Origin of the sequence: Micromonospora sp. WMMD987 (assembly GCF_029581435.1) — a bacterium.
GTDB lineage: Bacteria > Actinomycetota > Actinomycetes > Mycobacteriales > Micromonosporaceae > Micromonospora > Micromonospora rifamycinica.
The window spans coordinates 3405954-3429008 of the sequence record NZ_CP120861.1 but is presented as its reverse complement, the minus strand read 5'-3'; the positions used below and the strand labels follow the sequence as shown (position 1 = coordinate 3429008).

The 23055-nt window shown below is 73.7% G+C and carries 17 protein-coding genes; 6 read left to right on the top strand and 11 right to left on the bottom strand.

Features of this window, described 5'->3' with window-relative positions; all coding sequences use genetic code 11:
• Positions 1-2: 2 nt before the first annotated feature.
• Positions 3-1265, top strand: a complete 1263-nt coding sequence (locus O7612_RS14425; RefSeq protein ID WP_067310386.1) for a nucleotide sugar dehydrogenase — start codon at positions 3-5, stop codon at positions 1263-1265.
• A 54-nt stretch (positions 1266-1319) separates the two neighbouring features.
• Here O7612_RS14425 and O7612_RS14420 read toward each other — a convergent pair whose 3' ends face one another.
• From O7612_RS14420 to O7612_RS14405, 4 genes are all read right to left on the bottom strand, one after another.
• Entirely contained in the window at positions 1320-3794 is a 2475-nt protein-coding gene (locus O7612_RS14420; RefSeq protein WP_282273736.1) for an FtsX-like permease family protein, read from the bottom strand.
• A gap of 253 nt (positions 3795-4047) precedes the next feature.
• Positions 4048-4713, bottom strand: coding sequence for a response regulator transcription factor (locus O7612_RS14415; protein ID WP_282273735.1), 666 nt, complete (start codon positions 4711-4713; stop codon positions 4048-4050).
• Complete coding sequence (locus O7612_RS14410; protein ID WP_282273734.1) at positions 4710-5939, bottom strand: sensor histidine kinase; 1230 nt, start codon at positions 5937-5939, stop codon at positions 4710-4712. Before O7612_RS14410 ends, O7612_RS14415 begins: the two co-directional genes overlap by 4 nt.
• Positions 5940-6087: 148 nt before the next feature.
• The gene (locus O7612_RS14405) at positions 6088-6768 is read right to left on the bottom strand and encodes a DUF305 domain-containing protein (RefSeq protein WP_282273733.1); all 681 of its coding nucleotides are present in this window, start codon (positions 6766-6768) and stop codon (positions 6088-6090) included.
• 138 nt (positions 6769-6906) lie between these two features.
• Between O7612_RS14405 and O7612_RS14400 the strand changes: the two genes are divergently transcribed.
• Complete coding sequence (locus tag O7612_RS14400) at positions 6907-8361, top strand: hypothetical protein (RefSeq protein ID WP_282273732.1); 1455 nt, start codon at positions 6907-6909, stop codon at positions 8359-8361.
• 90 nt (positions 8362-8451) lie between these two features.
• Complete coding sequence (locus O7612_RS14395; protein WP_282273731.1) at positions 8452-9678, top strand: SLC13 family permease; 1227 nt, start codon at positions 8452-8454, stop codon at positions 9676-9678.
• Between the two features lie 65 nt (positions 9679-9743).
• On the opposite strand, the gene O7612_RS14390 is transcribed toward O7612_RS14395, so the two are convergent.
• The 3 genes from O7612_RS14390 to O7612_RS14380 form a co-directional block, all read right to left on the bottom strand.
• Positions 9744-10700: a hypothetical protein gene (locus O7612_RS14390; protein ID WP_282273730.1), complete on the bottom strand. Its 957-nt coding sequence runs from the start codon at positions 10698-10700 to the stop codon at positions 9744-9746.
• A gap of 221 nt (positions 10701-10921) precedes the next feature.
• Entirely contained in the window at positions 10922-13159 is a 2238-nt protein-coding gene (locus O7612_RS14385; protein ID WP_282273729.1) for a glycoside hydrolase family 9 protein, read from the bottom strand.
• Positions 13160-13275: 116 nt separating this feature from the next.
• Entirely contained in the window at positions 13276-13803 is a 528-nt protein-coding gene (locus tag O7612_RS14380; RefSeq protein WP_282273728.1) for a 2'-5' RNA ligase family protein, read from the bottom strand.
• 102 nt (positions 13804-13905) lie between these two features.
• On the opposite strand from O7612_RS14380, the gene O7612_RS14375 reads away from it, so the two are divergent.
• Entirely contained in the window at positions 13906-15627 is a 1722-nt protein-coding gene (locus O7612_RS14375) for a DEAD/DEAH box helicase (protein ID WP_282273727.1), read from the top strand.
• Between the two features lie 58 nt (positions 15628-15685).
• Here the strand turns inward: O7612_RS14375 and O7612_RS14370 are convergent, their stop codons facing one another.
• Both O7612_RS14370 and lon read right to left on the bottom strand, forming a co-directional pair.
• Positions 15686-16057: a DoxX family protein gene (locus O7612_RS14370; protein WP_282273726.1), complete on the bottom strand. Its 372-nt coding sequence runs from the start codon at positions 16055-16057 to the stop codon at positions 15686-15688.
• A 149-nt stretch (positions 16058-16206) separates the two neighbouring features.
• The gene (lon, locus tag O7612_RS14365) at positions 16207-18543 is read right to left on the bottom strand and encodes an endopeptidase La (RefSeq protein WP_282273725.1); all 2337 of its coding nucleotides are present in this window, start codon (positions 18541-18543) and stop codon (positions 16207-16209) included.
• Positions 18544-18787: 244 nt separating this feature from the next.
• On the opposite strand from lon, the gene O7612_RS14360 reads away from it, so the two are divergent.
• The gene (locus tag O7612_RS14360) at positions 18788-19135 is read left to right on the top strand and encodes an Lsr2 family protein (protein WP_282273916.1); all 348 of its coding nucleotides are present in this window, start codon (positions 18788-18790) and stop codon (positions 19133-19135) included.
• A 202-nt stretch (positions 19136-19337) separates the two neighbouring features.
• On the opposite strand, the gene O7612_RS14355 is transcribed toward O7612_RS14360, so the two are convergent.
• Both O7612_RS14355 and O7612_RS14350 read right to left on the bottom strand, forming a co-directional pair.
• Positions 19338-20627, bottom strand: a complete 1290-nt coding sequence (locus O7612_RS14355; RefSeq protein ID WP_282273724.1) for a hypothetical protein — start codon at positions 20625-20627, stop codon at positions 19338-19340.
• A gap of 306 nt (positions 20628-20933) precedes the next feature.
• The gene (locus tag O7612_RS14350) at positions 20934-21803 is read right to left on the bottom strand and encodes a hypothetical protein (RefSeq protein WP_282273723.1); all 870 of its coding nucleotides are present in this window, start codon (positions 21801-21803) and stop codon (positions 20934-20936) included.
• Between the two features lie 134 nt (positions 21804-21937).
• Here O7612_RS14350 and O7612_RS14345 point away from each other — a divergent pair, with 134 nt between their 5' ends.
• The gene (locus O7612_RS14345; protein WP_282273722.1) at positions 21938-23047 is read left to right on the top strand and encodes a DICT sensory domain-containing protein; all 1110 of its coding nucleotides are present in this window, start codon (positions 21938-21940) and stop codon (positions 23045-23047) included.
• The last annotated feature ends 8 nt before the right edge of the window (positions 23048-23055 follow it).

Sequence of the window (23055 nt, the reverse complement as noted above, 5' to 3'; positions counted from 1 at the left end):
AGGTGAACACAGAGAAGCTCGTCGTCATCGGTCAGGGATACGTCGGACTGCCGCTGGCCATGCGCGCCGTCGAGGCCGGGCTGGACGTGGTCGGGCTGGACGTCGACGCCGACCGGATCAAGCGGCTCGCCTCCGGTGAGTCGTTCGTCGAGGACATCCCGGCCGACCGGCTGGGCCGGGCGCTGGCCAGTGGCCGGTACCGGCCGAGCACCGAGTACCCGGACGCCGAGGGCTTCGACATCTGCGTCATCACCGTGCCCACCCCGCTGCGCGAGGGAGCCCCCGATCTGAGCTACGTCGAGCAGGCCGGCACCGCCGTCGGCCCGTACGTCCGGCCCGGCTGCACGGTGGTGCTGGAGTCGACCACCTACCCGGGCACCACCGAGGACCTGCTCCGGCCACTGCTGGAGGCGGCGAGCGGACTGCGCAGCCCGGGTGACTTCCACCTCGGCTACAGCCCGGAGCGGATCGACCCGGGCAACCCCACCTGGCGGCTGGAGAACACCCCGAAGGTGGTGTCCGGGGTGGACGCGGCGTCGCTGGCCCGGGTGGACGGCTTCTACCGCCGGCTGGTCGAGCGGACGGTACCGGTCGACTCCACCAGGGTCGCCGAGCTGACCAAGCTGATCGAGAACACCTTCCGCCAGGTCAACATCGCGCTGATCAACGAGCTGGCGATGGCCTCCCACCACCTCGGCATCGACGCCTGGCAGGCCATCGAGGCCGCGTCGTCCAAGCCGTTCGGGTTCATGCCGTTCCGCCCCGGGCCGGGCGTCGGCGGGCACTGCCTGCCGATCGATCCGTGCTACCTGTCCTGGCAGGTCAAGCGCACCCTGGGTCGGCCGTTCCGGTTCATCGAGCTGGCCGACGACATCAACCACCAGATGCCCGAGCACGTGACCCAGCGAGTCATGGCCGGGTTGAACCGGATCGGCCGGCCGGTCAACGGGGCCCGGTTGCTGCTGCTCGGGCTGGCGTACAAGAAGAACACCGGCGACATGCGCGACTCACCGGCGGTGGACGTGGCCCGACGGTTGCAGGCGCTCGGCGCGGACGTGCACGCGGTGGAGCCGTACGCCGCGCCGCAGCACATCCCGGGCGGGGTGGTGGTGGTCGACCTGACCGCGCGGGAGGTCGCGGCGGCCGACGCGGTGGTGCTGGTGACCGACCACGACAGCTTCGACTACGACCTGGTCACCCGGCACGCCCGGTACGTCTTCGACACCCGGGACCGGTGCCGGGGGGAGATGGTGGAACGGCTCTGACCGCTGCCCGCCGCGCCCGGGAACCCGGACGCGGCGCAGCTCGGTCCGCCGGGTTCACTCCACGCCGAGCGCCTCCACCACCGGGCGGGACAACGCCCGCCGGGCGGGCAGCACCGACGCGGCCAGCGCGGCGAGCACCGCCACGGCCAGGATCAGCCCGAGCCGCCCCCAGGGCAGCACCAGCGTGAACCCACCGCCCAGCCGGGCCACGAAGGCCACCGTCCCGGCGCTGACGGCGACCCCCAGCGCGGTGCCGAGCAGCGCGCCGACCAGCGCCGTCAGCACCGCCTCGACGGCCAGCAGCAGGCGCATCCGGCCCCGGGACAGCCCCACCGCGCGCAGCACGGCGTTCTCCCGGGTCCGCTCCACCACCGAGAGGCTGAGCGTGTTCGCGACGCCGACCAGGGCGATCACCACGGCCAGGCCGAGCAGCGCGGTGACGAAGGCGAGCAGCATGTCCACCGTGCCGGTGAGCGTCCTCTTGTAGGCCGCCTGGTCCAGCAGGTTCACCGTCGGATACCGGGCGACCACCGCCTGGACGGCGGCGCGGGCCTGCGCGGCGGACACCCCGTCGGCCGGGTCGACCTCGACCAGGTGCCCGCGTTCGCCGGGGTAGAGCGCGGTGAAGTCGGCGTCGGCCAGGTCGACCACGTGCCCGGCGGGCGCCCCCGGCGACGTCGGACCGTCGGCGGTGACCACGGCGGCCACCCGGAACGGACGACCGGCGACGGTGACCGTCGAGCCCACCCGCCATCCCCGGGCGGCGGCCAGGTCGCGGTGCACCAGCACCGACCCCGATGCCAGGTCCGCGACGTCCCCGGCGTCCACCCCGGTGAGGGTACGCCGCACCAGCGCCGGATGCGCCGAGCGCAGTTCGACGCCGTCGACGACCCGGCTGCGCTGCTCGTGCACCACCCCCACCTCGGGCCGGGCGGCCAGCTCACCGGCGAGCCGGGCGGGCAGCTCACCACCGAGGCCGGTGACCACGTAGTCGACGCCGATCCGGGCGTCCACCCCGCGCTCGATGCCCACCTTGACGCTGCCGGCGCCCACCACGAACGCCGAGACCAGCCCGATGCCGATCACCAGCGCGGTGGCGGTGGCCGACACCCGACGCGGGTTACGGGCCGCGTTGGCCACGGCGAGCGCGGCGGTGGCCCCCAGCACCGGCCGCAACGGCAGGCCCAGCACCCGGACCAGCGCCGGCACCAGCCACGGGCCGAACAGGACGATGCCGAAGAAGGCCAGCACCCCACCCACGGCGACCAGGACGATCTGGCCGACGGCGGCGGCCCCGGCCAGCGCGGCGAGGCCGGCGACGCCGACCAGCGCGCCGACGGTCAACCGGATCCGCCCGGCCCCCCGGGCCGGCTGCCCGGCGGCGGCGGTGAGGGCGGCTATCGGCGGTACCCGGGTGCCCTGCCAGGCGGGCAGCAGCGCGGACCCGACGGTGACCAGGACGCCGAGCAGCAGGCTGAGCCCGACGGTCCGGGCGGTCAGCGCCAGGCCGTCGGAGACCGGCAGATCGAGCCGGGGTGCCAGGGCCGCCGCCCCGGCGGCCAGCGCGCCGCCGAGCGTCACCCCCAGGGTCGAGCCGACCAGGCCGAGCGCCGCCGCCTCCAGCACCGCGGCCCGGAAGACCTGCCCCCGGCGGGCCCCCACCAGGCGCAGCAGCGCGGTCCGCCGGGTCCGCTGGGCGAGCACGATGGCGAACGTGTTGGCGATGACGAAGCCGGCCACCACCACCGCCACCCCGGCGAAGATGAGCAGCACCAGGCGGAACTGGTCCAGGTCACGCACGGCGGCCCCGACGGCCTCGTCGAGGATGCGCTGGCGCGACTTCACCGTGGCGTCCCCGCCGACCACCGCGGTCACCCGGTCGGCGAGCGTCGGCCCGGACACCCCCGGTGCGCCGGCCACCAGGATCCGGCCGTAGCCCCGTTCCCCGCTGACCGTCAGCGCGTCCGCGCCGACCAGCCCGACGAACGGTCCGCCGATGTCCCGGCTGGTGCCGGCCACGTCGACCGTGCCGACCAGGGTGTACGGGCGGGCCGCGCCGGTGGCACCGCCGACGCCGACCGCGCCGCCGAGCACGAAGCCCTCGGTGGCGACCGTGGGCGCGTCGAGGACCACCTCGCCGGGACGGTCGGGCAGCCGGCCGGCGACCACGTCGTACGAGCGCAACGCGGGTTCGGTGGGGATCGCGGCGAGCATCCCGACGCCCGGTACGGGACGGCCGTCGACGCCGACCACCCCGGCGAGGGCGGTCAGCTCACCGGCCGCCGCGGTGACCCCGTCGACCGTGCGGACCCGGTCGACCAGGGACGGCGGCAGGGCGGTCCGGCCGGCGTACACGCCCAGGTCGGTGTGCCGGTCGAAGGCGCCGGCCCGCTGGTACGCGCCGGCCCGCATGCCGTCGGTGAGCATCAGCGTGCCGGCGACGAAGGCGACACCGAGCACGATCGCCACCGAGGAGAGCAGCAGCCGCAGGGCGTCGGCGCGCAGCGTACGCAGGGTCAGTCGCCGCATCCCGGTCACCGCCGACCGGTGGCGGGAACCGTGGCCGCGACGGACCGGCCGGCGGCGGGCGGGACCGGCGCGCGGCGGCCGGCAAAGGGTACGGGAACGGGGACGGACATCGGGACTCCCGGTCGACGGGGTGCGGGTCGCCTCCGACGCTAGGCAGCGCCGGAGACACCCGCGTCCACCCGGACGCTCGGGTCGGCTGCGCCGCAGGTCGTCCCCGACCGGGGTGACCCGTACGACCCAGGTCGCACCCGGCTCAGCCGCCGGGGGTGACCAGGCCGCTCTCGTACGCCAGGACGACCACCTGGACCCGGTCGCGGAGCTGGAGCTTGGCCAGGATCCGGCCGACGTGCGTCTTCACGGTCGCCTCGGCGACGTGCACCCGGGCGGCGATCTCGGCGTTGGCCAGGCCCTGGGCGACCAGCAGCAGGATCTCCCGTTCCCGGTCGGTGAGCTGGGCCAGTCGCGGGTCCTCGGCCGGGGCCGGACCGAGCCGGGCGGCGAACCGGTCCAGCAGCCGGCGGGTGATCGACGGGGCGACCACCGAGTCCCCCTCGGCGACCACCCGGATGGCGGCCAGCAGTTCCTCCGGGGGCACGTTCTTGAGCAGGAAGCCGCTGGCTCCGGCGCGGAGCGCGGCGAACGCGTCCGCCTCGGTGTCGAAGGTGGTGAGCACCAGCACCCGCGGGCGGCCGTCGGCGGAGGCGGCGCAGATCCGGCGGGTCGCCTCCACCCCGTCCATGGTCGGCATCCGCAGGTCCATCACCACCACGTCGGCCTCGACCGTCGCCAGCACCCGCAGCGCGTCCGCGCCGTCGATCGCCTCGCCGACGACCTCCAGGTCAGGTTGGGAGTCCAGCACCATCTTGAAGCCGGCCCGGACCAGCGCCTGGTCGTCCACGATCACCACTCGTACGGTCATGCCGCGATCACCTCCGGGTCCGGGGTCGACGGTAGCGGCAGCCGGACCTCGACCTGCCACCCGCCACCGCTGCGCGGGCCGGCGACCAGCCGACCGTCGTACACCCCGACCCGTTCGCGCATCCCGACCAGGCCGTGGCCGCCGGAGGGGGCCGGACGGACCGGGGTACGCCCGCGCCCGTCGTCGGTCACCCGGACCACCAGGTCGTCCTCGACACGGAGCCCGACCGTGACGTCCGCGCCGACGCCGGCGTGCTTGAGGGCGTTGGTGAGGGCCTCCTGCACCACCCGGTAGACGGTCAGGTCGAGCCCGGGGGGCAGGGTGGCCGGCACGTCCTCGGCCCGGTAGCGGACCCGCAGGCCGGCGTCGCGGAACCGGCCCACCAGCGCGGGCAGCTCGGCGACGGTGGCGCGGCGGCGTTCCGGGTCGCCGGTGGGGGCGGTCGCGTCGGGGTCGGTCGCCGGCTCCGGCGGCTGGGGTTCCCGCAGTACGTCGACCAGCCGCCGCATCTCCTCCAGCGCCTGCCGTCCGGTGTCGGCGACCACCTTGACCGCGTGCCGGGCGGTCTCCGGATCCCGGTCGAACAGCAGCCGTGCCCCGTCGGCCTGGACGATCATCACGGCCATGCTGTGCGCCACCACGTCGTGCAGCTCGCGGGCGATCCGGGCCCGTTCGCCGACCACCGCCGCGCGGGCCTCCGCCTCGCGCTCCCGCTCCAGGGTGGCGGCCCGTTCCTCCAGGCTGAGCACGTAGAGGCGGCGGGTGCGGACGTTCAGCGCGGCCAGCCACACGCCGCCGGTGACCAGCCCGAAGTAGATCGCGGTGGCCCACCAGACCACGTTGGCCCCGGCCTGCGGGGCGGCCAGCAGCACCCCGACGGCGGCCACCGCCCCGGCCAGCACCCCGTCGCGCAGCCGGTCGGCGTACTTGACCACGCTGTAGAGGGCGATCAGCACGGCGAGGTCGTAGGGCAGTGGACCCCAGCCGGCGAGCACCTGGATCAGCGCCAGCCCGGCCACCACCGTCGCGACCAGTGACGGGTGGCCGCGGCGGAACAGCAGGGCCACCGCCATGGCGAGGCCGACCAGGGCGACCGCCCAGCCACCGGGCACGGCCGACGTCGCGGGTTGGGCCGCCGTGACCAGGATGGAGAGCACCACCAGGGCGCTGACGCCGACGTCGAAGGCGACGCCGCGCAGCGGGCGACCGAAGAGGGTACGGCTCACGGTGACCGAGCGTAGTGCCCCGGCCCGGACGGCTGCCCCCGCTCGGCGGGTCCGACGCTCGGCGGGTCCGACGCTCGGCGGGTCCGGTCGGGGCGGCGGGTCCGGTCGGGGCGGCGGTCGACGCGGAGCGGGCCGGGCCGGTCGCCGGTCAGACCAGCTCGCGCAGCCGGGCGATCTCCACGGCCTGTTCGGTCGCGACCGCGTTGGCGAACTCGTTGAGCTGCTGGTCGGCACCGGCGGAGAGCAATTCGGTGGCCATCGCCACCGCGCCCTCGTGGTGGGCCGTCATCAGCTGGACGAAGAGCCGGTCGAAGGCCGCTCCCCGGGCGTCGGCGAGTTGCCGGATCGCCCCGGGCGACTGCATGCCGCGCATTCCGCCGTGGTCGTGCCCGGGTTCGTCGGCGGCCAGGCCCCGGGTGTCGAGCCAGCCGCGCAGCAGTCCGATCTCCGGGCCCTGCGCGCCCCGGATCCGGGCGGCGATCGCCTTGACCTGCGCGCTGGCGGCCCGGTCGGGGGCCAGCTCGGCCATCTGGAGGGCCTGCTGGTGGTGCGGGATCATCATCCGGACGAACCAGACGTCGGGGGTGTTGTACCGGGGTGCGCCGGCGTCGCGGGCCTGCCGCGCGGGCCGGGTCACGGCGGGCTCTCCCGGTCGGCCGGGCACGATTACCGCAGGGGCGTCGGTGGGGAGGGCGGTCGTCGGGGTAGCCGTGCGGCCGGCCGTCGCCGGCTCCGGCCGGTCCCCCGGGCGCAGGGCGAGCCCGACCGACAGCAGGACGGCGACGGCGGCTGTGACGGCGAGCAGGATCCGTCCACGTCGTCCGGTCATGCGGCTCCCCCTCCGGTCGAGGTCGCCGCGATCGTATCCATTTACCGTCACGATTATATGTGACGTGAATCACATCGACAGACTTCGTTGACGCGTAAGGTATTCGGCACGCGTCGTCCCCTTTGAAGGTTTCTGCCGATGACCAGATTCCCCCTGCCCCGACGACGGCAGTTGAGAGCCGTCAGCCTGATCGCCGCGGGCCTGCTGGTGGCCAGCGTCGCCACCAGCCCGGCGGGCAACGCCGCACCGGCCACCACGACGCGGGGCGTACCGGCGACGGCCCCGGGCCTCGGCGTGGACGAGATCTCCAGCAGCCCCAACCTGCGCCAGGTGGCCAACCTGCCCAAGCAGGCACCCTTCGACACCACCAGCGCGCTCGGCACCGACATGGCCTTCCAGGGCCGGTACGCCTTCGTCGGCAACTACAACGGCTTCGTCGTCTACGACATCGGCCGTCCCAACGCCCCGACGATCGTCTCGCAGGTGCTCTGCCCCGGTTCACAGAACGACATCTCGGTCTACGGCAATCTGCTCTTCCTCTCCACCGACTCGTCGCGCAACGACGACTCCTGCGCCAGCGTGACGCAGCCGGCGACGGTGAAGGAGTCGTGGGAGGGCATCAAGGTCTTCGACATCAGCGACAAGGCCAACCCGCGCTACCTGAAGTCGGTGGAGACCGCCTGCGGTTCGCACACCCACACCCTCGTGCCGGGCAAGGACCGCAGGACGGTCTACCTGTACGTGTCGTCGTACAGCCCGCGGGCCGACTACCCCGACTGCCAGCCGCCGCACGACTCGATCTCGATCGTCAAGGTCCCGGTGCACGAGCCCACCGAGGCCGCGGTGGTGGCCACACCGAACCTCTTCCCGGACGGCGGCTACGAGGGTGTGCCGGGGCAGACCTCGGCCACCACCGGGTGCCACGACATCACCGCCTACCCGACCAGGGACCTGGCCGCCGGCGCCTGCATGGGCGACGGCGTCCTGCTCGACATCCGGGACCGCGAGGCGCCCCGGGTGATCAACCGGATCCGGGACACGGTCAACTTCTCGTTCTGGCACTCGGCCACCTTCAACAACGCCGGCACCAAGGTGGTCTTCACCGACGAACTCGGTGGCGGCGGCGCGGCCACCTGCAACGAGGTCGTCGGCCCGAACCGTGGCGCGGACGCCGTCTACGACATCACCGGCCGGGGTGACGCCCGGAAGATGGTCTTCCGCAGCTACTACAAGATCCCCCGGGTGAACGCCGACACCGAGAACTGCGTGGCGCACAACGGCTCGCTGATCCCGGTGCTCGGGCGGGACGTCATGGTGCAGGCGTGGTACCAGGGCGGGGTCTCGGTCTGGGACTTCACCGACTCGACCCGGCCGAAGGAGATCGGCTTCTGGGAGCGCGGGCCGCTGTCGGACACCCAGCTCACCACCGGTGGCGCCTGGTCGACGTACTACTACAACGGGCACATCTACTCCAGCGACATCCAGAAGGGCCTGGACGTGCTGAAGCTCAGCGACTGGCGGACCTGGACAGCCGACCTGGTCCGGATCCCGGAGCTGAACGTCCAGACCCAGGCCGGCTACCTGAGCTGGTGACCCGGCGGCCCGGACGGCCCGGCCACGACGGTCGGGCCGTTCGGGCGGTCCGGCGGCGGACCCGCACCGGCTGTGCGAGGATCAGGCGCCGTGACACCTGCCGGCGACATGCCGCCCGTACCGACCGACCGGCCCCGCCGCCCACGGCTGCACCCGCTGGACCAGGTGGCGATCGGGCTGGCCCTGGCCGGTGCGGGCGCGGTGCTGACCGGCCTGCTCCCCCGGGCCGACGCCGCGGCGACCCTGCACCGCGTCCTGCCGCTGCTGCTCTTCCTCGGCGCGGTGGTGGTGCTCGCCGAGCTGACCGCCGTCGCCGGGGTGTTCGACGTGCTGGCCACCCGGCTGGCGATCGCCGCCCGGGGCAGCTTCGCCGCGCTGTTCCTGCTCTGCGTCGGGTTCGCCGCGCTCACCACCATCGCGCTCAACCTGGACACCACCGCGGTCCTGCTCACCCCGGTGATGATCGCGCTGGCCCGCAAGCTGGGCACCGCCCCGGGGCCGCTGGCGATGACCACGGTCTGGCTGGCCAACACCGCCAGCCTGCTGCTGCCGGTGTCGAACCTGACCAACCTGCTCGCCGCCGACCGGGTCGACCTGGCCCCGGCGGCGTACGCGGCCAGGATGGCGCTGCCCCAGCTCGCGGCGATCGGGGTGACCATGGCGGGGCTGTGGTTCTGGCACTGGCGGCGGGGTCGGCGCGACACGGACCGGTTCACCCCGCCCGCGCCGCACCGACCGGCCGACCGGCTGCTGTTCGGCACGGCGGTCGCCGGTTGCCTGCTGCTCGTCGCCGGCATCCTGGCCGGGGTGGAGATCGGCGTCGCCGCCGCCGTCGCCGCCGGGCTGGTGGTGCTCGGCTTCGCGGTCCGCTCCCGGCGGACCCTGCGCCCGGCGTTGCTGCCCTGGCGGCTGCTGGTCTTCGTGACCGGCCTGTTCCTGGTGGTGCAGACCCTCGGCCGGCACGGACTGGACGACGTGGTGTCGGTGCTGCTCGGCGAGGCCGGGGGCACGGTGGGGGCGCTGCGGGCCGGGGGCACCGGCGCGTTGCTGGCCAACCTGGTCAACAACCTGCCCGCCTACCTGGCCGGCGAAGCGGTCCTCCCCGCCGGAGACGAGACCCGGCTGCTGGCCCTGCTGATCGGCACCAACGTCGGCCCGCTGGCGGTGCCGTGGGCCTCGCTGGCCACCCTGCTGTGGTACGAGCGCTGCCGGGCCGCCGGGGTGACCGTGCCCCTGGGCCGGTTCGTGGCGACCAGCGCGGTGGTCGCGGTGTTCGCCACGCTGGCCGCGGTGCTCGCCCTGCTGGTAACCGGCTGACGGGCGGGGCACGCCGCCCCTGCCCGCGGAGAGCCGGTGATCCGGGCCGGACGGCGCGGGTGGCCTCAGCTCCCCATCTCCGCCTCGTACGCCGAGCGCAACCGGGCGCGGGCGGCCGGGGCCGGGCACACGTGCCAGCTGGACCCCTCGTCGATGACGTTCACCTCACCGGCGGCCTGTCGGGCCAGCAGGATCTCCGCCAGCACGTCACGCGCGCCGAACCGGGCGTACCAGGCCAGTTCCACGTCCACCGCCCAACCGAGGCAGTGCGCGCTGGGGAGCATCGCCGGGTACCCGAGCCGACGCAACCGGTACTGGTGTTCGGCGCTGTGTGCCAGGCTGGTCACCCACAGCGGCGGGGTACCCGGCGGGGCGGACCGGGCGAACTCCCGGGCGAGGTCGTTGAGGAGCGCGACGATCTCCCGGCGGGTCCGCCGGAAGGGCACCCCGGCGGTACGTGGGGCGGCCTCCGGCACCAACCGCTGCCGCAGGCCACGCACGCCGCGACCGAGGACGCCCGACGGCTGCTCCCGGTAGCGGAAGCCGAGCAGGCCGCGACGACGCAACCACTCCGGGTCGATCAGGTCGTGGTGCGTGTCGACCTGCGCGTCGGTGCGCAGGACGGGGGCGTCCCGCCACCACATGAGGTCGATGCGGGAGAGCAGGTAGATCCGGACCAGGGCGGTCAGGTCCGGGGCCGAGGCGTGGGCGTCGGGCTGGTGGCGGGCCAGCTCCAGCAGCAGGGTCTCGCGGGCACCGAGCAGGCCCTGCTCGGTCGCGTCGAGCACGTCGGCGATGGCCGGTTCGCGCAGCCGCTCGTCGAGCAGCACCTGGCGGGCGGCGGTGGCGGCGGTGCCGGCCAACGCGCCGACCTCGACCAGGAGTTCCGCGACCGCCGTCCGGTAGGCGTCGAGGTCGGGCGCGACCGGCCGGCCGGCGTGCGTCGGCACCGGCGACCGGCGGGCCGGGGCGGGTGGGGTGACACCGGGCTGTTGGCCGGGGCTTCGGCTGGGCACGCGCATGGTCGGTCCTCTCCCGGTACGCGGTGCGGATAAACCTGAACGCACCGTAAACGCTGTGAACCGGCAGAGAAGGAGCATTCCTCCCACAGCCCCCGAAGGGCGACGTGCGGACGCGCCGCCGGGACACCGGAGCACGGCCCACCCCGGCCGGTCGGCGGGAACGCCGGACCACCCCGGGCCGCCCGCCGGTGGGCGACGGGCGGCCCGGGGTGGTCGACAGGTCAGCGCAGCGTGCAGGCCGTCCCGTTCACGGCGAACCCGGTCGGGGTCGCGTTCGTGCCGGTGTACGAGGCGTTGAAGCCGAGGTTGACCGAGCCGTTCGGCGCGACCGCGCCGTTGTAGCTCTCGTTGGTCACCGTGACCTCGCTGCCGCTCTGGCTGAACCGGCCGGACCAGCCCTGGCTGATCTGCTGGTTACCGGTGAACCGGAAGGTCAGCCGCCACGACGACCAGGCGGTCGCGCTGGTGTTGGCCAGCGTGACGCTGCCGGTGAAGCCGGTGCTCCAGCTGTTCGCCGAGTACGTCACCGCGCACCCGCCGGCCGGCGGGGGCGTGGTGGTGGGCGGCGGGGTGGTGGTGGGCGGGGGCGGCGTGGTGGTCGGCGGCGGCGTCACCGTGGGGGTCGGCGTCGGGTCGGGCCCGGTGCCGGCGCCCGCCTGCTCGGCCGCCCAGTGCACCAGCCAGGCCATCGCCGAGTTCCAGTTGATCGCCACCTCGTTGACCGAGTACGCCCCGATGTCGTCGACGAAGCACTTCTGCGGCTTGCAGCCACCGAGCTGGGCCTGGACGACCGGGTCCTGCAACTCGCTGTTCGGGCCGCCGGAGAGCGAGCCGGGCGGCGCGGTGGGCAGCGAGCCGTCGTTCTGGTTGGCCCAGAACCGGTGGTGCAGGTTGCGCACCGGCTTGTCCCCGTAGCCGGCCACGTAGGACTGGTTGAGCGGGTTGCGGCCGAGCAGGTAGTCGTAGGCGGCGAAGGCACCGTTGCGGTACTTCGTCGTGCGGGTCAGGTCGTAGGCCACCGCGAGCGCGTTGGCGTTGTTGGCGACCGCGCCGTTGGAACCCCAGTAGTACGTGCCGTTGCCGCTGCCCGGGGCCGGGTAGCCCTGGTTGGCGATCTGGGCGAGCATCCGGTCGGCGAAGCCGACGATCGCCGAACGGATCGCGCTGACGTCGCCGCTGGCCAGCCCGGTCGGCACCAGGGCCAGGGTGGTGTCACCCAGCCCGGCGGTCCAGCTCCAGTCGTACGCGCCGCGGGTGAAGCTGGACCCCCGGGCGTGCGGGGAGCCGCTGAGGTCGTTGCGGTAGCCGGTCGAGCCGGTGGTGGCGTACAACTCGGCCGCCGCCCAGTAGAACTCGTCGGTGACGGTGTTGTCCTCGTACGCGCCGCCGCCGGTGTTGTCGGTGGCCGGGGCGAGCCGGTTCGGGTTGGCCTTCGCCGCCGTGTACGCCTTCTCGGCGGCAGCCAGCGCCCGGGAGGCGAAGGCGGCGTCGAACGGCTTCCACAGCCGGGACGCCTGGGCGGCCACCGCGGCCATGTTGAGGGTGGCGGCGGTGCTCACCGGGGACAGCAGCCGTGCCTCGCTGTCCAGCTCGGGACGGGTGGGCAGCGCGGTCCAGTTCTGGTCGTGGATCTTGTGGTGCACCATGCCGGCGTTGGTCCGGCCGTCCGGCACCTGCATCTTGAGCAGGAACTCCAGCTCCCAGCGGGCCTCGTCGAGCACGTCCGGCACCCCGTTGGACCGCTCGGGGATGGCCAGCGTGCCGTCGGCGACGGCCGACCTGTCGGCCCCGGCGACGTGCAGGGTCCGCTCGTAGATGTTCTGGAGCTGCCAGGTGGCCAGGCCACCGTTCACCACGTACTTGCCCTGGTCACCGGCGTCGTACCAGCCACCGCGCACGTCCAGGGTGTAACCGCAGGAGGTGCGGCACGGCACGTTGTTGTCGCCCCGGTTCGGTGCGACGTTGACGTGCCCGGCCGGCCGGGCGTACCGGGAACCCACGTACTGGGCGTCGATCGGGGTGCCGCTGCGCTGGTGGTAGAAGAACGCCAGCGAGTCACCGCGCAGCCGGCGGACCGGGTCGGCGGAGATGTCGAACGGGTAGCTGTTGCTCCCGCCGACCGACAGCACGTAGCCCGTGCCCGGGGTGTCGTAGGCGGAGAAGTCGGCGATGTGCACCGGGTCGCCGGAGAGCGCGTCGGCGCCCCGTACCGTGGTCTGCCCGGAGGCGACCGTGGCGCCGCCGGCGTTGCGCAGCGTCCAGCCGAGCGGGGAGTTCGCGGAGTTCACGACGGTGGCCTGCTTGGGCAGCCCTGGCACGTAGGCGACCTGGTTGACCTTGACCGGTGAGCCGGGGTCGGGGGCGGCGGAGGCGAGCTGCGGCACGGCCGCGAGCCCGCCGAGGGCGAGCAGGGCGGCAGCCGCGAGCGCGACCGGACGCCGTCGGGGATGCTGGGGCATGTGGCCTCTTCCGGTGGTGATGGCAGTGACCATCCGACCGGACCCGGCGCAGCATTGATCCGCCGGGCGGTCGGACGGACCGTCGACGGGAGCGCTCCGCCCACCATAGACCAGCATCACTCCGGTGGGAAGCCACCGCCCAGCGGCCGGACCGTCCGGGTGTCGCTGTCGTAACTGCGCGCCGCGACGAACCGGCCAGCGGGCCGGTCGCCGTCGACCACGGCGCGGGCCAGCCGCCGGTCGTGGTCACGGAAGCGCAACGCCAGGCTCAGGTGCGGAGTCCAGTGGCCCGGGGCGTGCCAGGGCCGCCGGCCGGCCGCGCCGTCGAGCGCGGCCCAGACGGCCCGGTGCAGGCCGGTCAGCGCCGCCGTGGGCCGTACCGGCCAGACCAACGGGGCGCTGCCGTCGAGCACCGTCGCCCGGTCCAGCCGGACCGGCAGGGGCAGCGCGTCGTCGAAGAGCCCGGCGAGCCGGTCCGCCGCGCCGGGCGGGAAGGCGTCGACCGCGGCCAGGGTCAAATGCGGCCGGTTCGTCGGATGGTCGTGCCGGGCCAGGCTGGGCAGCCCCGCCCCGGCCAACCGGCCCCAGGCGGCGCGGACCGCCTCCTCCAGCGCCGGGCAGCAGAGCAGCTCGACCGTACGCACGACCGTCAGGCTATCGGGCGGTTCCCACCGCCGCTGTGCCGACCGGCACGGTTGTGCCGGTCGGCGGAACGGCCCGACGGGGGTGATGGAAAACTTTGCCCCATGAGTTCCGCACCGACACCGACCGACCTCTCCGCTCCCGGCGACTCCGACAGGGTGCCCGCCTTCGTGGATCTCGGGCTGCGCGCCGAACTGCTGGGCGCCCTCGCCGCACTCGGCTACGAGGAGCCGACCCCGATCCAACGGGAGGCGATCCCGCTGCTGCTGGCCGGCCGGGACCTGCTCGGACAGGCCGCCACCGGTACGGGCAAGACTGCCGCGTTCGCCCTGCCCCTGTTGCAGCGGATGCCGGAGGACCGCAGCGGCGGCGACCCGGTGTCGCTGGTGCTGGTGCCCACCCGGGAGCTGGCCGTCCAGGTCTCCGAGGCGTTCCACCGGTACGGCAAGGATCTCGGTGCCCGGGTGCTGCCGATCTACGGTGGCCAGCCGATCGGCCGCCAGCTCCGCGCCCTGGACCTCGGGGTGGACGTGGTGGTGGCGACCCCCGGGCGGGCGCTGGACCACATCGCCCGGGGCACCCTGCGGCTGGGGTCACTGGCCACGGTGGTGCTGGACGAGGCCGACGAGATGCTCGACATGGGTTTCGCCGAGGACATCGAGGCGATCCTGGAGCACGCCCCCGCGCAACGCCAGACGGTGCTCTTCTCGGCCACCATGCCGGCCCGGATCGACGGCCTGGCCCGTAAGCACCTGACCGACCCGGAGCGGATCCAGATCGGCCGGGAGCAACCGGTGGCCGGCGAGGCCCCCCGGGTGCGGCAGAGCGCGTACATCGTCACCCGGGCGCACAAGCCGGCGGTGCTGGGTCGGGTGCTGGACGTGGAGTCCCCGACCGCGGCGATCGTGTTCTGTCGCAGCCGGGAGGAGGTCGACCGGCTGACCGAGACCATGAACGGACGGGGCTACCGGGCCGAGGCGCTGCACGGCGGGATGAGCCAGGAGCAGCGGGACCGGGTGATGGGTCGGCTGCGCGCCGGCACCGCCGACCTGTTGGTGGCCACCGACGTGGCGGCCCGCGGCCTGGACGTCGAGCAGCTCACCCACGTGGTCAACTACGACGTGCCGTCGGCGCCGGAGTCGTACGTGCACCGGATCGGCCGGGTGGGTCGGGCCGGTCGGGAGGGGGTGGCGATCACCCTCGCCGAGCCCCGGGAGCACCGGATGCTCAAGACCATCGAACGGGTGACCGGCCAGCGGATCGACATCGACAAGATCCCGACGGTGGCGGACCTGCGGACCCGACGGATGGCGCTGACCCAGGCGGCCCTGCGGGAGAGCCTGCTGGAGGACGACCTGGACCCGTTCCGGGTGATCGTGGAGTCGCTGTCGGACGAGTTCGACCTGATGGAGGTGGCCCTGGCCGCCGTCAAGCTGGCCCACGAGGCGGCCCTGCCCGGCTCCGACGACGAGGAGGAGATCCCGCAGGTGACGGTCCGCCCGCCCCGCGAGTCCCGGCCCGGGTTCGACGGCCGGGGCGGCGACCGACGCGGCGGGAGCGGCCGCCCCCGTACCGGCGGCACCGCCCAGGTCTTCATCGGTCTGGGCCGCCGCGCCGGGGTCCGACCGCAGGACCTGGTCGGGGCGATCACCGGGGAGACCCGGGTGAGCGGCCGGGACATCGGCTCGATCGAGATCGCCGACCGGTTCTCCCTCGTGGAGGTGCCGCAGGGTGTCGCCGACGAGGTGATCGCGGGACTGCGCAACAGCACCATCAAGGGCCGCAAGGCGACCGTACGGCGCGACCGCGGCGGCGAGGGGCACTGACACCCCCCGCGTGACCCCGGCCCGCGCCCCGTCCCGGGTGCGGGCCGGTCACGGCTACTCAGAGCGGGTACGGCCCGAACCGGCCCCAGGCCACGATCGCCGCCACCACCAGCAGCACCGCGGTCAGCGCGGTGCCGGGGTGTTCCTTGGCCCGGGCGTGCACCACGACCGCGCCGGCCATCACGATCACCAGCCCGACGGCGGCCAGCGGGGTGAGCACCGTGGCGATGCCGGTGAGGCCGGGCAGGACCAACCCGACCGCGGCCAGCACCTCGGCCGCGCCGAGCGCCTTCACCTGGGCGGGTGGCACGTTCTCCACCCAGCCCATCCGGTCGCGCAGCTTCTCCTTGGGTTGGCTCAGCTTGGTCAGTCCCGCGCCGGCGAAGAGCGCGGCGAGCAGGGTCTGCAGGATCCACAGGAACACGTTCACGGAAGATCGCCTCCGGGGGTGCCACCGTACGGTGAGGGATACGGGAAAGCGGGAACGTCCAGGCTACGGGCCGGTCCGCCCCCGACGCCCGGACGGGACGTCGGGAACGGACCGGTCGTCGGAGGGGACGGTGTGTCGGACGGGACGGCTCAGGCGGCGCCGACCGGCTGACCGCCCAGCGCCCCGGCGTCGATCTCGGCCGGGCGCAACGCCAGGGCCAGCACGTCCGCGACGTCGGCCAGGGTGTGCACGGTCAGCGCCTCGCGGACCTCGGTGGGCAGGTCGTCGAGGTCCGGTTCGTTCCGGGCCGGGATGATCACCTCGGTCAGTCCGGCCCGGTGCGCGGCGAGCAGCTTCTGCTTGACCCCGCCGATCGGCAGCACCCGCCCGGAGAGCGTCACCTCGCCGGTCATCCCGAACTCGGGCCGCACCGGCCGGCCGGTCACCAGGGAGGCCAGCGCGGTGACCATGGTGATGCCGGCGCTCGGTCCGTCCTTGGGCACCGCGCCCGCCGGGACGTGCAGGTGGATCCGGTGTCCGGCGAGGACGTTCGGGTCCAGCCCGTACCGCCGTCCGTTGGCCCGCAGGTACGACCAGGCGATGTGCGCCGACTCCTTCATCACGTCGCCGAGCTGCCCGGTCAGGGTCAACCCGGGCTCACCCTCCATGCTGGTCGCCTCGATGAAGAGCACGTCGCCACCCGCGCCGGTGACCGCCAGGCCGGTGGCCACGCCGGGCACCGCCGTCCGCTCCGCCGACTCCGGGGTGAACTTCGGCCGGCCCAGGTAACGGGCCAGGTTGCCGGTGTCCACCCGGACCGGGGCCGGGTCGGTGGTCAGGGTGACCGCGACCTTACGCAGGATCTTCGCCAGGGCCCGTTCGAGCTGACGCACCCCGGCCTCCCGGGTGTACTCCCCCGCGATCCGGGCGAGCGTCTTGTCGGCCACGGTGACCTCGTCGACGGTCAGCCCGGCCCGCTGGAGTTGCCGGGGCAGCAGGTGGTCCCGGGCGATGGCGACCTTCTCGTCCTCGGTGTAACCGTCCAGGGTGACCAGTTCCATCCGGTCCAGCAGCGGGCCGGGGACGGTCTCCACCACGTTGGCGGTGGCCAGGAAGAGCACGTCGGACAGGTCGAGGTCGACCTCCAGGTAGTGGTCCCGGAAGGTGTGGTTCTGCGCCGGGTCGAGCACCTCCAGCAGGGCGGCGGCCGGATCGCCGGCGTACCCGACGGCGAGCTTGTCCACCTCGTCGAGGAGCACCACGGGGTTCATCGAGCCGGCCTCGCGCAGGGCGCGGACGATCCGGCCGGGCAGCGCGCCGACGTAGGTGCGCCGGTGGCCGCGGATCTCGGCCTCGTCGCGGACGCCGCCGAGCGACACCCGGACGAAGTTGCGGCCCAACGCACGGGCCACCGACTCACCGAGGCTGGTCTTGCCGACGCCGGGCGGACCGGCGAGGGCGAGCACCGCGCCGGAGCCGCGTCCGCCGACCACGCCGAGGTTGCGCTCGGCCCGACGGTTGCGCACCGCCAGGTACTCCAGGATGCGGTCCTTCACGTCGGCCAGGCCGGCGTGGTCGGCGTCGAGCACCGCGCGGGCCGCCGCCAGGTCGGTGTTGTCCTCGGTACGGGTGCTCCAGGGCATCTCCAGCACCGTGTCCAGCCAGGTCCGGATCCAGCCGGCCTCCGGGGAGGCGTCGCTGGCCCGCTCCAGCTTGCCGACCTCGCGCAGCGCCGCCTCGCGGACCTTGTCCGGCAGGTCGGCGGACTCCACCCGGGAACGGTAGTCGGCGGAGCCGTCCGGCTCGTCCTCGCCCAGTTCCTTGCGGATCGCGGCGAGCTGCTGGCGGAGCAGGAACTCCCGCTGGGACTTCTCCAGTCCCTCCCGGACGTCGCTGTTGATCTGCTCGGTCACCTCCTGCTCGGCCAGGTGCTCCTTCACCCAGCCGACCAGGAGTTCCAGCCGGGCGGTGACGTCGGGCGCGGCGAGCAGGGCGGTCTTCTGCAGCAGGCTGAGCCACGGGGCGTAGCCGGCCGCGTCGGCGAGTTCGGACAGGTCGGTCATCCGTTCCATCGCGTCGATGACCTGCCAGGCGCCCCGCTGCTGGAGCACCGAGGTCATCAGGGCGCGGTACTCCCGGGCCAGGTCGCGGGCGCGACCGGCGGGAGCGGGTTCGTCGAGTCGGGTGGCCTCCACCCAGAGGGCCGCGCCGGGGCCGGGAACCCCGGAGCCGATCCGGGCCCGGGCCAGACCGCGCACCACGGCGGCGGGTTCACCGTCGGGGAGCCGGCCCACCTTCTCGATGGTGGCGATCGTGCCGACGGGGCCGTACTCGCCGTCGATGCGCGGCACGGCGAGCAGAGTCTGGTCGCCGCTGGCCCGCGCCGCGTCCACGGCGGACTGGGTCGTCGGGTCCAGGGTCACCGGGATGACCATGCCGGGCAGCAGGACGACGTCGGTGAGGGGAAGTACCGGAAGGGTTGCCATCGGACACCTGCCATCGGGTCTAGTTGAGCGTGTCTCACTCAAGTCACAAACCGTGCCCTGTGTTCCGCCTTGTGACCCAGGACACATCCCGGCCGTCACCGCCCGCAGTGCCCAGCATTGCCCGGTGCGGGATTTCCCAGGATTGGCGCGACCCGCCAAATGAAGGAGAGGCATATTGTTGCGGATTTGCCGTCAGATACGTCAAACTCTTAGCACACCCCGCTCAACACAGGGAGTAATGGCGATGGCAAGGAAAGTAATCACCGTTCTGACCGACGACCTCGACGGCGGAAAGGCCGATCGGACCGTCGAGTTCAGCCTGGACGGGGCGGCGTACACCATCGACCTCTCCGACGAGAACGCGGGGGTGCTGCGCAAGGCGCTGGACGCCTACATCACCGCTGGCCGTCGAATGGGGCGCGGTGCGGTCGAGGCGGGCCGGCCGGCTCGCCGCCCCGCGCGGGCCGGTGTCTCGGGAATGGATCGCGAGCAGAACCGGGCGATCCGGGAATGGGCCACCAAGAACGGCCACGAGATTTCCGAGCGCGGCCGCATCCCGGTCTCGGTCGTGGAGGCGTGGAAGAACCGCTGACCGCCAGGTCGGCTCACGATCGGGTGCGCCGGGGTCACGCTGGGATATCAGCGTGACCCCGGCGCATTTCGCGCTGTACACAATTTCCACCCAGCGGCGGGACGGCGAAAACCCTTGCCGGCCGCCCACCCCGGGAAACACAGAGCTGCGGGCCGCCCCGGGGCTCTCCCCCGGGACGGCCCGCAGCCGTCGACCCTGTCGGTCAGTTGACCCGGATACGCACCACGTCGAAGGCCGGGGTCTGGTTGGCCCGCTCCATCATCGGCACCCGGTGCGAGCCGTCACCGGCCCAGACCGCGCACTGCGCCGTACCCGACTGCGGCAGGCCCGGGATCTGGATGGTCACGTCGTCGGACTGGTTGCCACCCTTACCGTCCTCGGTGGCCACGAAGAACGCCGGAACGTCCTGCGGGTTGGACGGCGCCTGGTTGGTGTTCTGCAGCATCCGGCAGGCGGTGTGGAAGTGACCACGGGTCAGGCCCTGCCCGTTGAGCACCGAGCTCTCCAGGTAGTAGCCACCCTGGCCGGCCGCCAGGAACCGGTCCCGGACCAGGTTGCGGGTGGAGACCTTCAGGCTGAACGCCTGGTTGCGCTGCACCTGGTTCGGGAACTGCGTGATCAGCAGCGACGGGTTGTTGGCCGCCGCACCGACCTCGCCGAACGCGGTGCTGACGCAGCGGTTGCCGTTCTGGAAGCCGTCGTGCGGCTGCAACCGGCTGTTGGCGCAGTCCTTGGCGAGCACGCCCAGGGCGTTGCCGTTGTTGCCGTTGTTGTTCTGGCCGCCGTTGTTCCCGTTCTGACCGCCGTTGTTGCCGTTGTTCCCGTTCTGACCGCCGTTGTTGCCGTTCTGGCCACCGTTGTTGCCACCGTTGTTGGCCGCCGCCACCTGGCAGCCGGCGAGCTGCTCCAGGCCCTGCGGACGCTGGGCGAACCGGCCGATCGCGGTGGCGATCCGGTTCAACGCCGACCGGCGCTTGTCCGCCAGCGGGCCGAGGATGGCGTTGTTGATGAACGCCTGCCCGTTGCGCCCCTCGGCGGCCAACCGCTTGTTGGCGTCGTCGATCTGGGTCTTGAGCAGGGCGAGTTCCTTGTCCACCTCGGCCTTGGCCTGGGCCGGGATCTGCGGCAGCCGAGGGGTGACCTCGGGGCAGGCCACCGTCGAGGCCAGCGTGGTCACCGGGGCGTTGCCGGCCTTGACCGCCTGGCACTCGGCCACGGACATCTGCCCGTCACCCCAGTGGTTACGAACCCAGCGACCGTTCTGCCACGTCTGGGTGGTGCTGCCGCGCCCGCTCGGCGAGGTGGCACCGGGGCTCGGTGCGACGCAGGCCGACGAGACGTTGCGGGTCTGCTGCCGCGGCTTGTCCCCGGCCGATGAGATCTGGGTGACGGCGGCGATACCGCCGAAGACGACGAGCGCACCGACCGCCGCCAGCAGCCGCTTGCTCCGCGCGTTACCGGATGACCGGCGTGCCCCTGTGGACCTGCGCATCGAATTGCTCTCCTTCTCGATCCGGTACCTGACTCGTGTCCCCGACGAGGAGACGCCCATTTGGGTCCGTCGCCCCCGTCCAGGGGCACTGCGACGTTCCGGTCGCACGTCGATGGCCGACGATGCCTTTCCGCACCGTCCGCCGCGTCGGGTGGCGCGGCTGGGAAGATCCTGTCCATTCCCGCTTAGGTACGGGCCGGCCCGGGCGAAGGTTCAACGTGATCCGAAGGATCCGGGACTGATTTCCGGACGGGCCGGAATGTCACCAACCGTCGCCGGTAAATGACGGCGGGTCGTTACGGTGGGTCAGTCCACACAGAGATGGTCGAAGGCGAACGGCGTGCTCAACTCGTCGCGCCGGTCCCGCAGGGCGCGGATCTGTCGTCGCAGTTCATCCCGGTCGAGCAGGGTGACGTCGTCATATCCGACGCCGGCCAGCCAGTCGCCCACCGCCATCGCCGCGAGGTCCTCGGCGAGCCGACCGGGGTCCACCCCGCAGTTCAGCCGGGTGCCGTGCACGGTGACCCGTTCCACCAGGCACCGACCGGGCCGCACCTCGACCCAGCTCCAGCCTTCGGCCACCCCACCGTGCCAGCGCACGTGCAGTCCGCGCACGATCGGGTCACTGAGCCGCCGGGACACGTACGCCTCGACGGCCGCCGCCCGGGACAGGGCGCCGAGGTCGTTGACCGGGCCGGTGCGCCCGTCCGGCAGCCGACCGACGATGTCGCGGTAGTCGACCCGGGCGTCGTCCGGGTCGTCCGGGGTCGCTCCGGCGGTGTAGGCACGCGCGTCGATCACGTACGTGACGATCCGCCGGCCGTGTCCGGCGGCCCGCAACGTCGGCGAACCGATCCGCAGCACCGGCAGCCCGACCGCCGCGCACACCGCCGCACACGTCCGCTCGGCCCGCTGCCGCGCCGAACCGGCCGCCGCGACGGGGCCGACGGTCACGACGAACAACGGCACGCCGGTGCCGGCGGCGCAGACGACGTGGTCGAACTCCTCCCGCACGGCCGAGCTCCACTGGTGCCCGGTGACCCCGGCCGGCCGCCGCGACACCAGGTCACCGAGGCGGCGGGCGCCGTACACCGCCTGGCCGGCCCGGACGACCAGCGGCGTGGCACCGGCCGGCACCGGCCGCAGCCGGGCGTCGTCGGTGGCGGTACGCGTCATCGTCGGGTCGGTCCGTCCGTGGCGGGAAGGGTGACCGGAGGAGTCTAGGACGCCGGACCCGGCTCCCGCCTCGCCGGTACAGCCGGCACCGGGCGGCACGTGCGGGCACCGACCGGTGTCTCTACGCTCACGGGGTGCTGCACGACGGACCGGCCCCCCAACTGTTGACCAAACGGAGTCTCGTCACGGTCTCCCACGCCATCGAGCGGTCGGCGCTGGCCACCGCCGAGGACGGCCCGCTGGTGGTGATCGCCCTGTTCCAACGGATGCCGTACTTCCTGCGGGAGCGGGACCGCTACCGCAGGATCGCCGCGGGCGCGGCGGTCACCGTGGTCGGGCTGGTCGGGGAGACACCACCGGAGCTGCCGCCCGGTGGGTACGCGGTGGCGCTGGCGGAGACCGAGGAACTGGCCCAGGAGTGGAGCGTGGTCGCGTTGACCCCCCGGTTCGGGGCCAGCCTGGTGGCCCGGGACCGGCGGGAGGTGGCGGTGGCCGGCACCCTGGAGGAGGGGCGGCTCTTCTCCGGCCGCTGGGGGTTCCGGCGGGACGAGGCGCTGCACGAGGTGATCCGGCTGCGGGCGCAGCTCGGCGACCGGCTGCCGCCGACCGCGCTGACCGCGATCGACCAGGTGCTGCGCCGGGTCCGGGACCTGCCGGCGACTCCCGGGGAGAGCCGGGCCGAGGCGGCGTTGCGGCTGATGGCCGGACGGGTGGACCGCGCCCACCACGGTGGACCGGGGCGGGGCGGCGAGCCGGAGGAGGGCGCACCGGGGCTGGTCGACGAGCCGACGCTGCGCCACTGGGCGGGGACGGACGGGGTGACCGCCGCCGGCACCCTGCCGGTGGCGCTGATCGGGGTACGGGTCGGTGAGCCGGCCGGTGCCCCGGAGCGCTTCGGACGGCGCAGCGCGGCCCGGGAGGCGCAGGCGGTGATCGCCGCGTTGACCGCGCCGCTGCGCCCGGTCGACCGGGCGGTCCGCCTCGCCCCCGACGAGTACCTGCTGATCCTGCCGTCGCTGAACCGGCAGGAGGCGCTGGCGGTGGCGAGCCGGGTGCACACCTCGGTGGCCGGGTTGGCCCGGTCGTACCCGTTCGTGTCCTTCGCGGTGCACACGGCGGTCACGGTGACCGACCGGCGGCCGCTGCCGGTGGCCGACGTCCGGCACGCCGTCGACTGGGCGGCCCGGGAGGGCGTCCCGGTGGCCACGGTGGCCCGGGAGGCCGTCGCGAGCGCCGCGCACTGAGCAGGGGG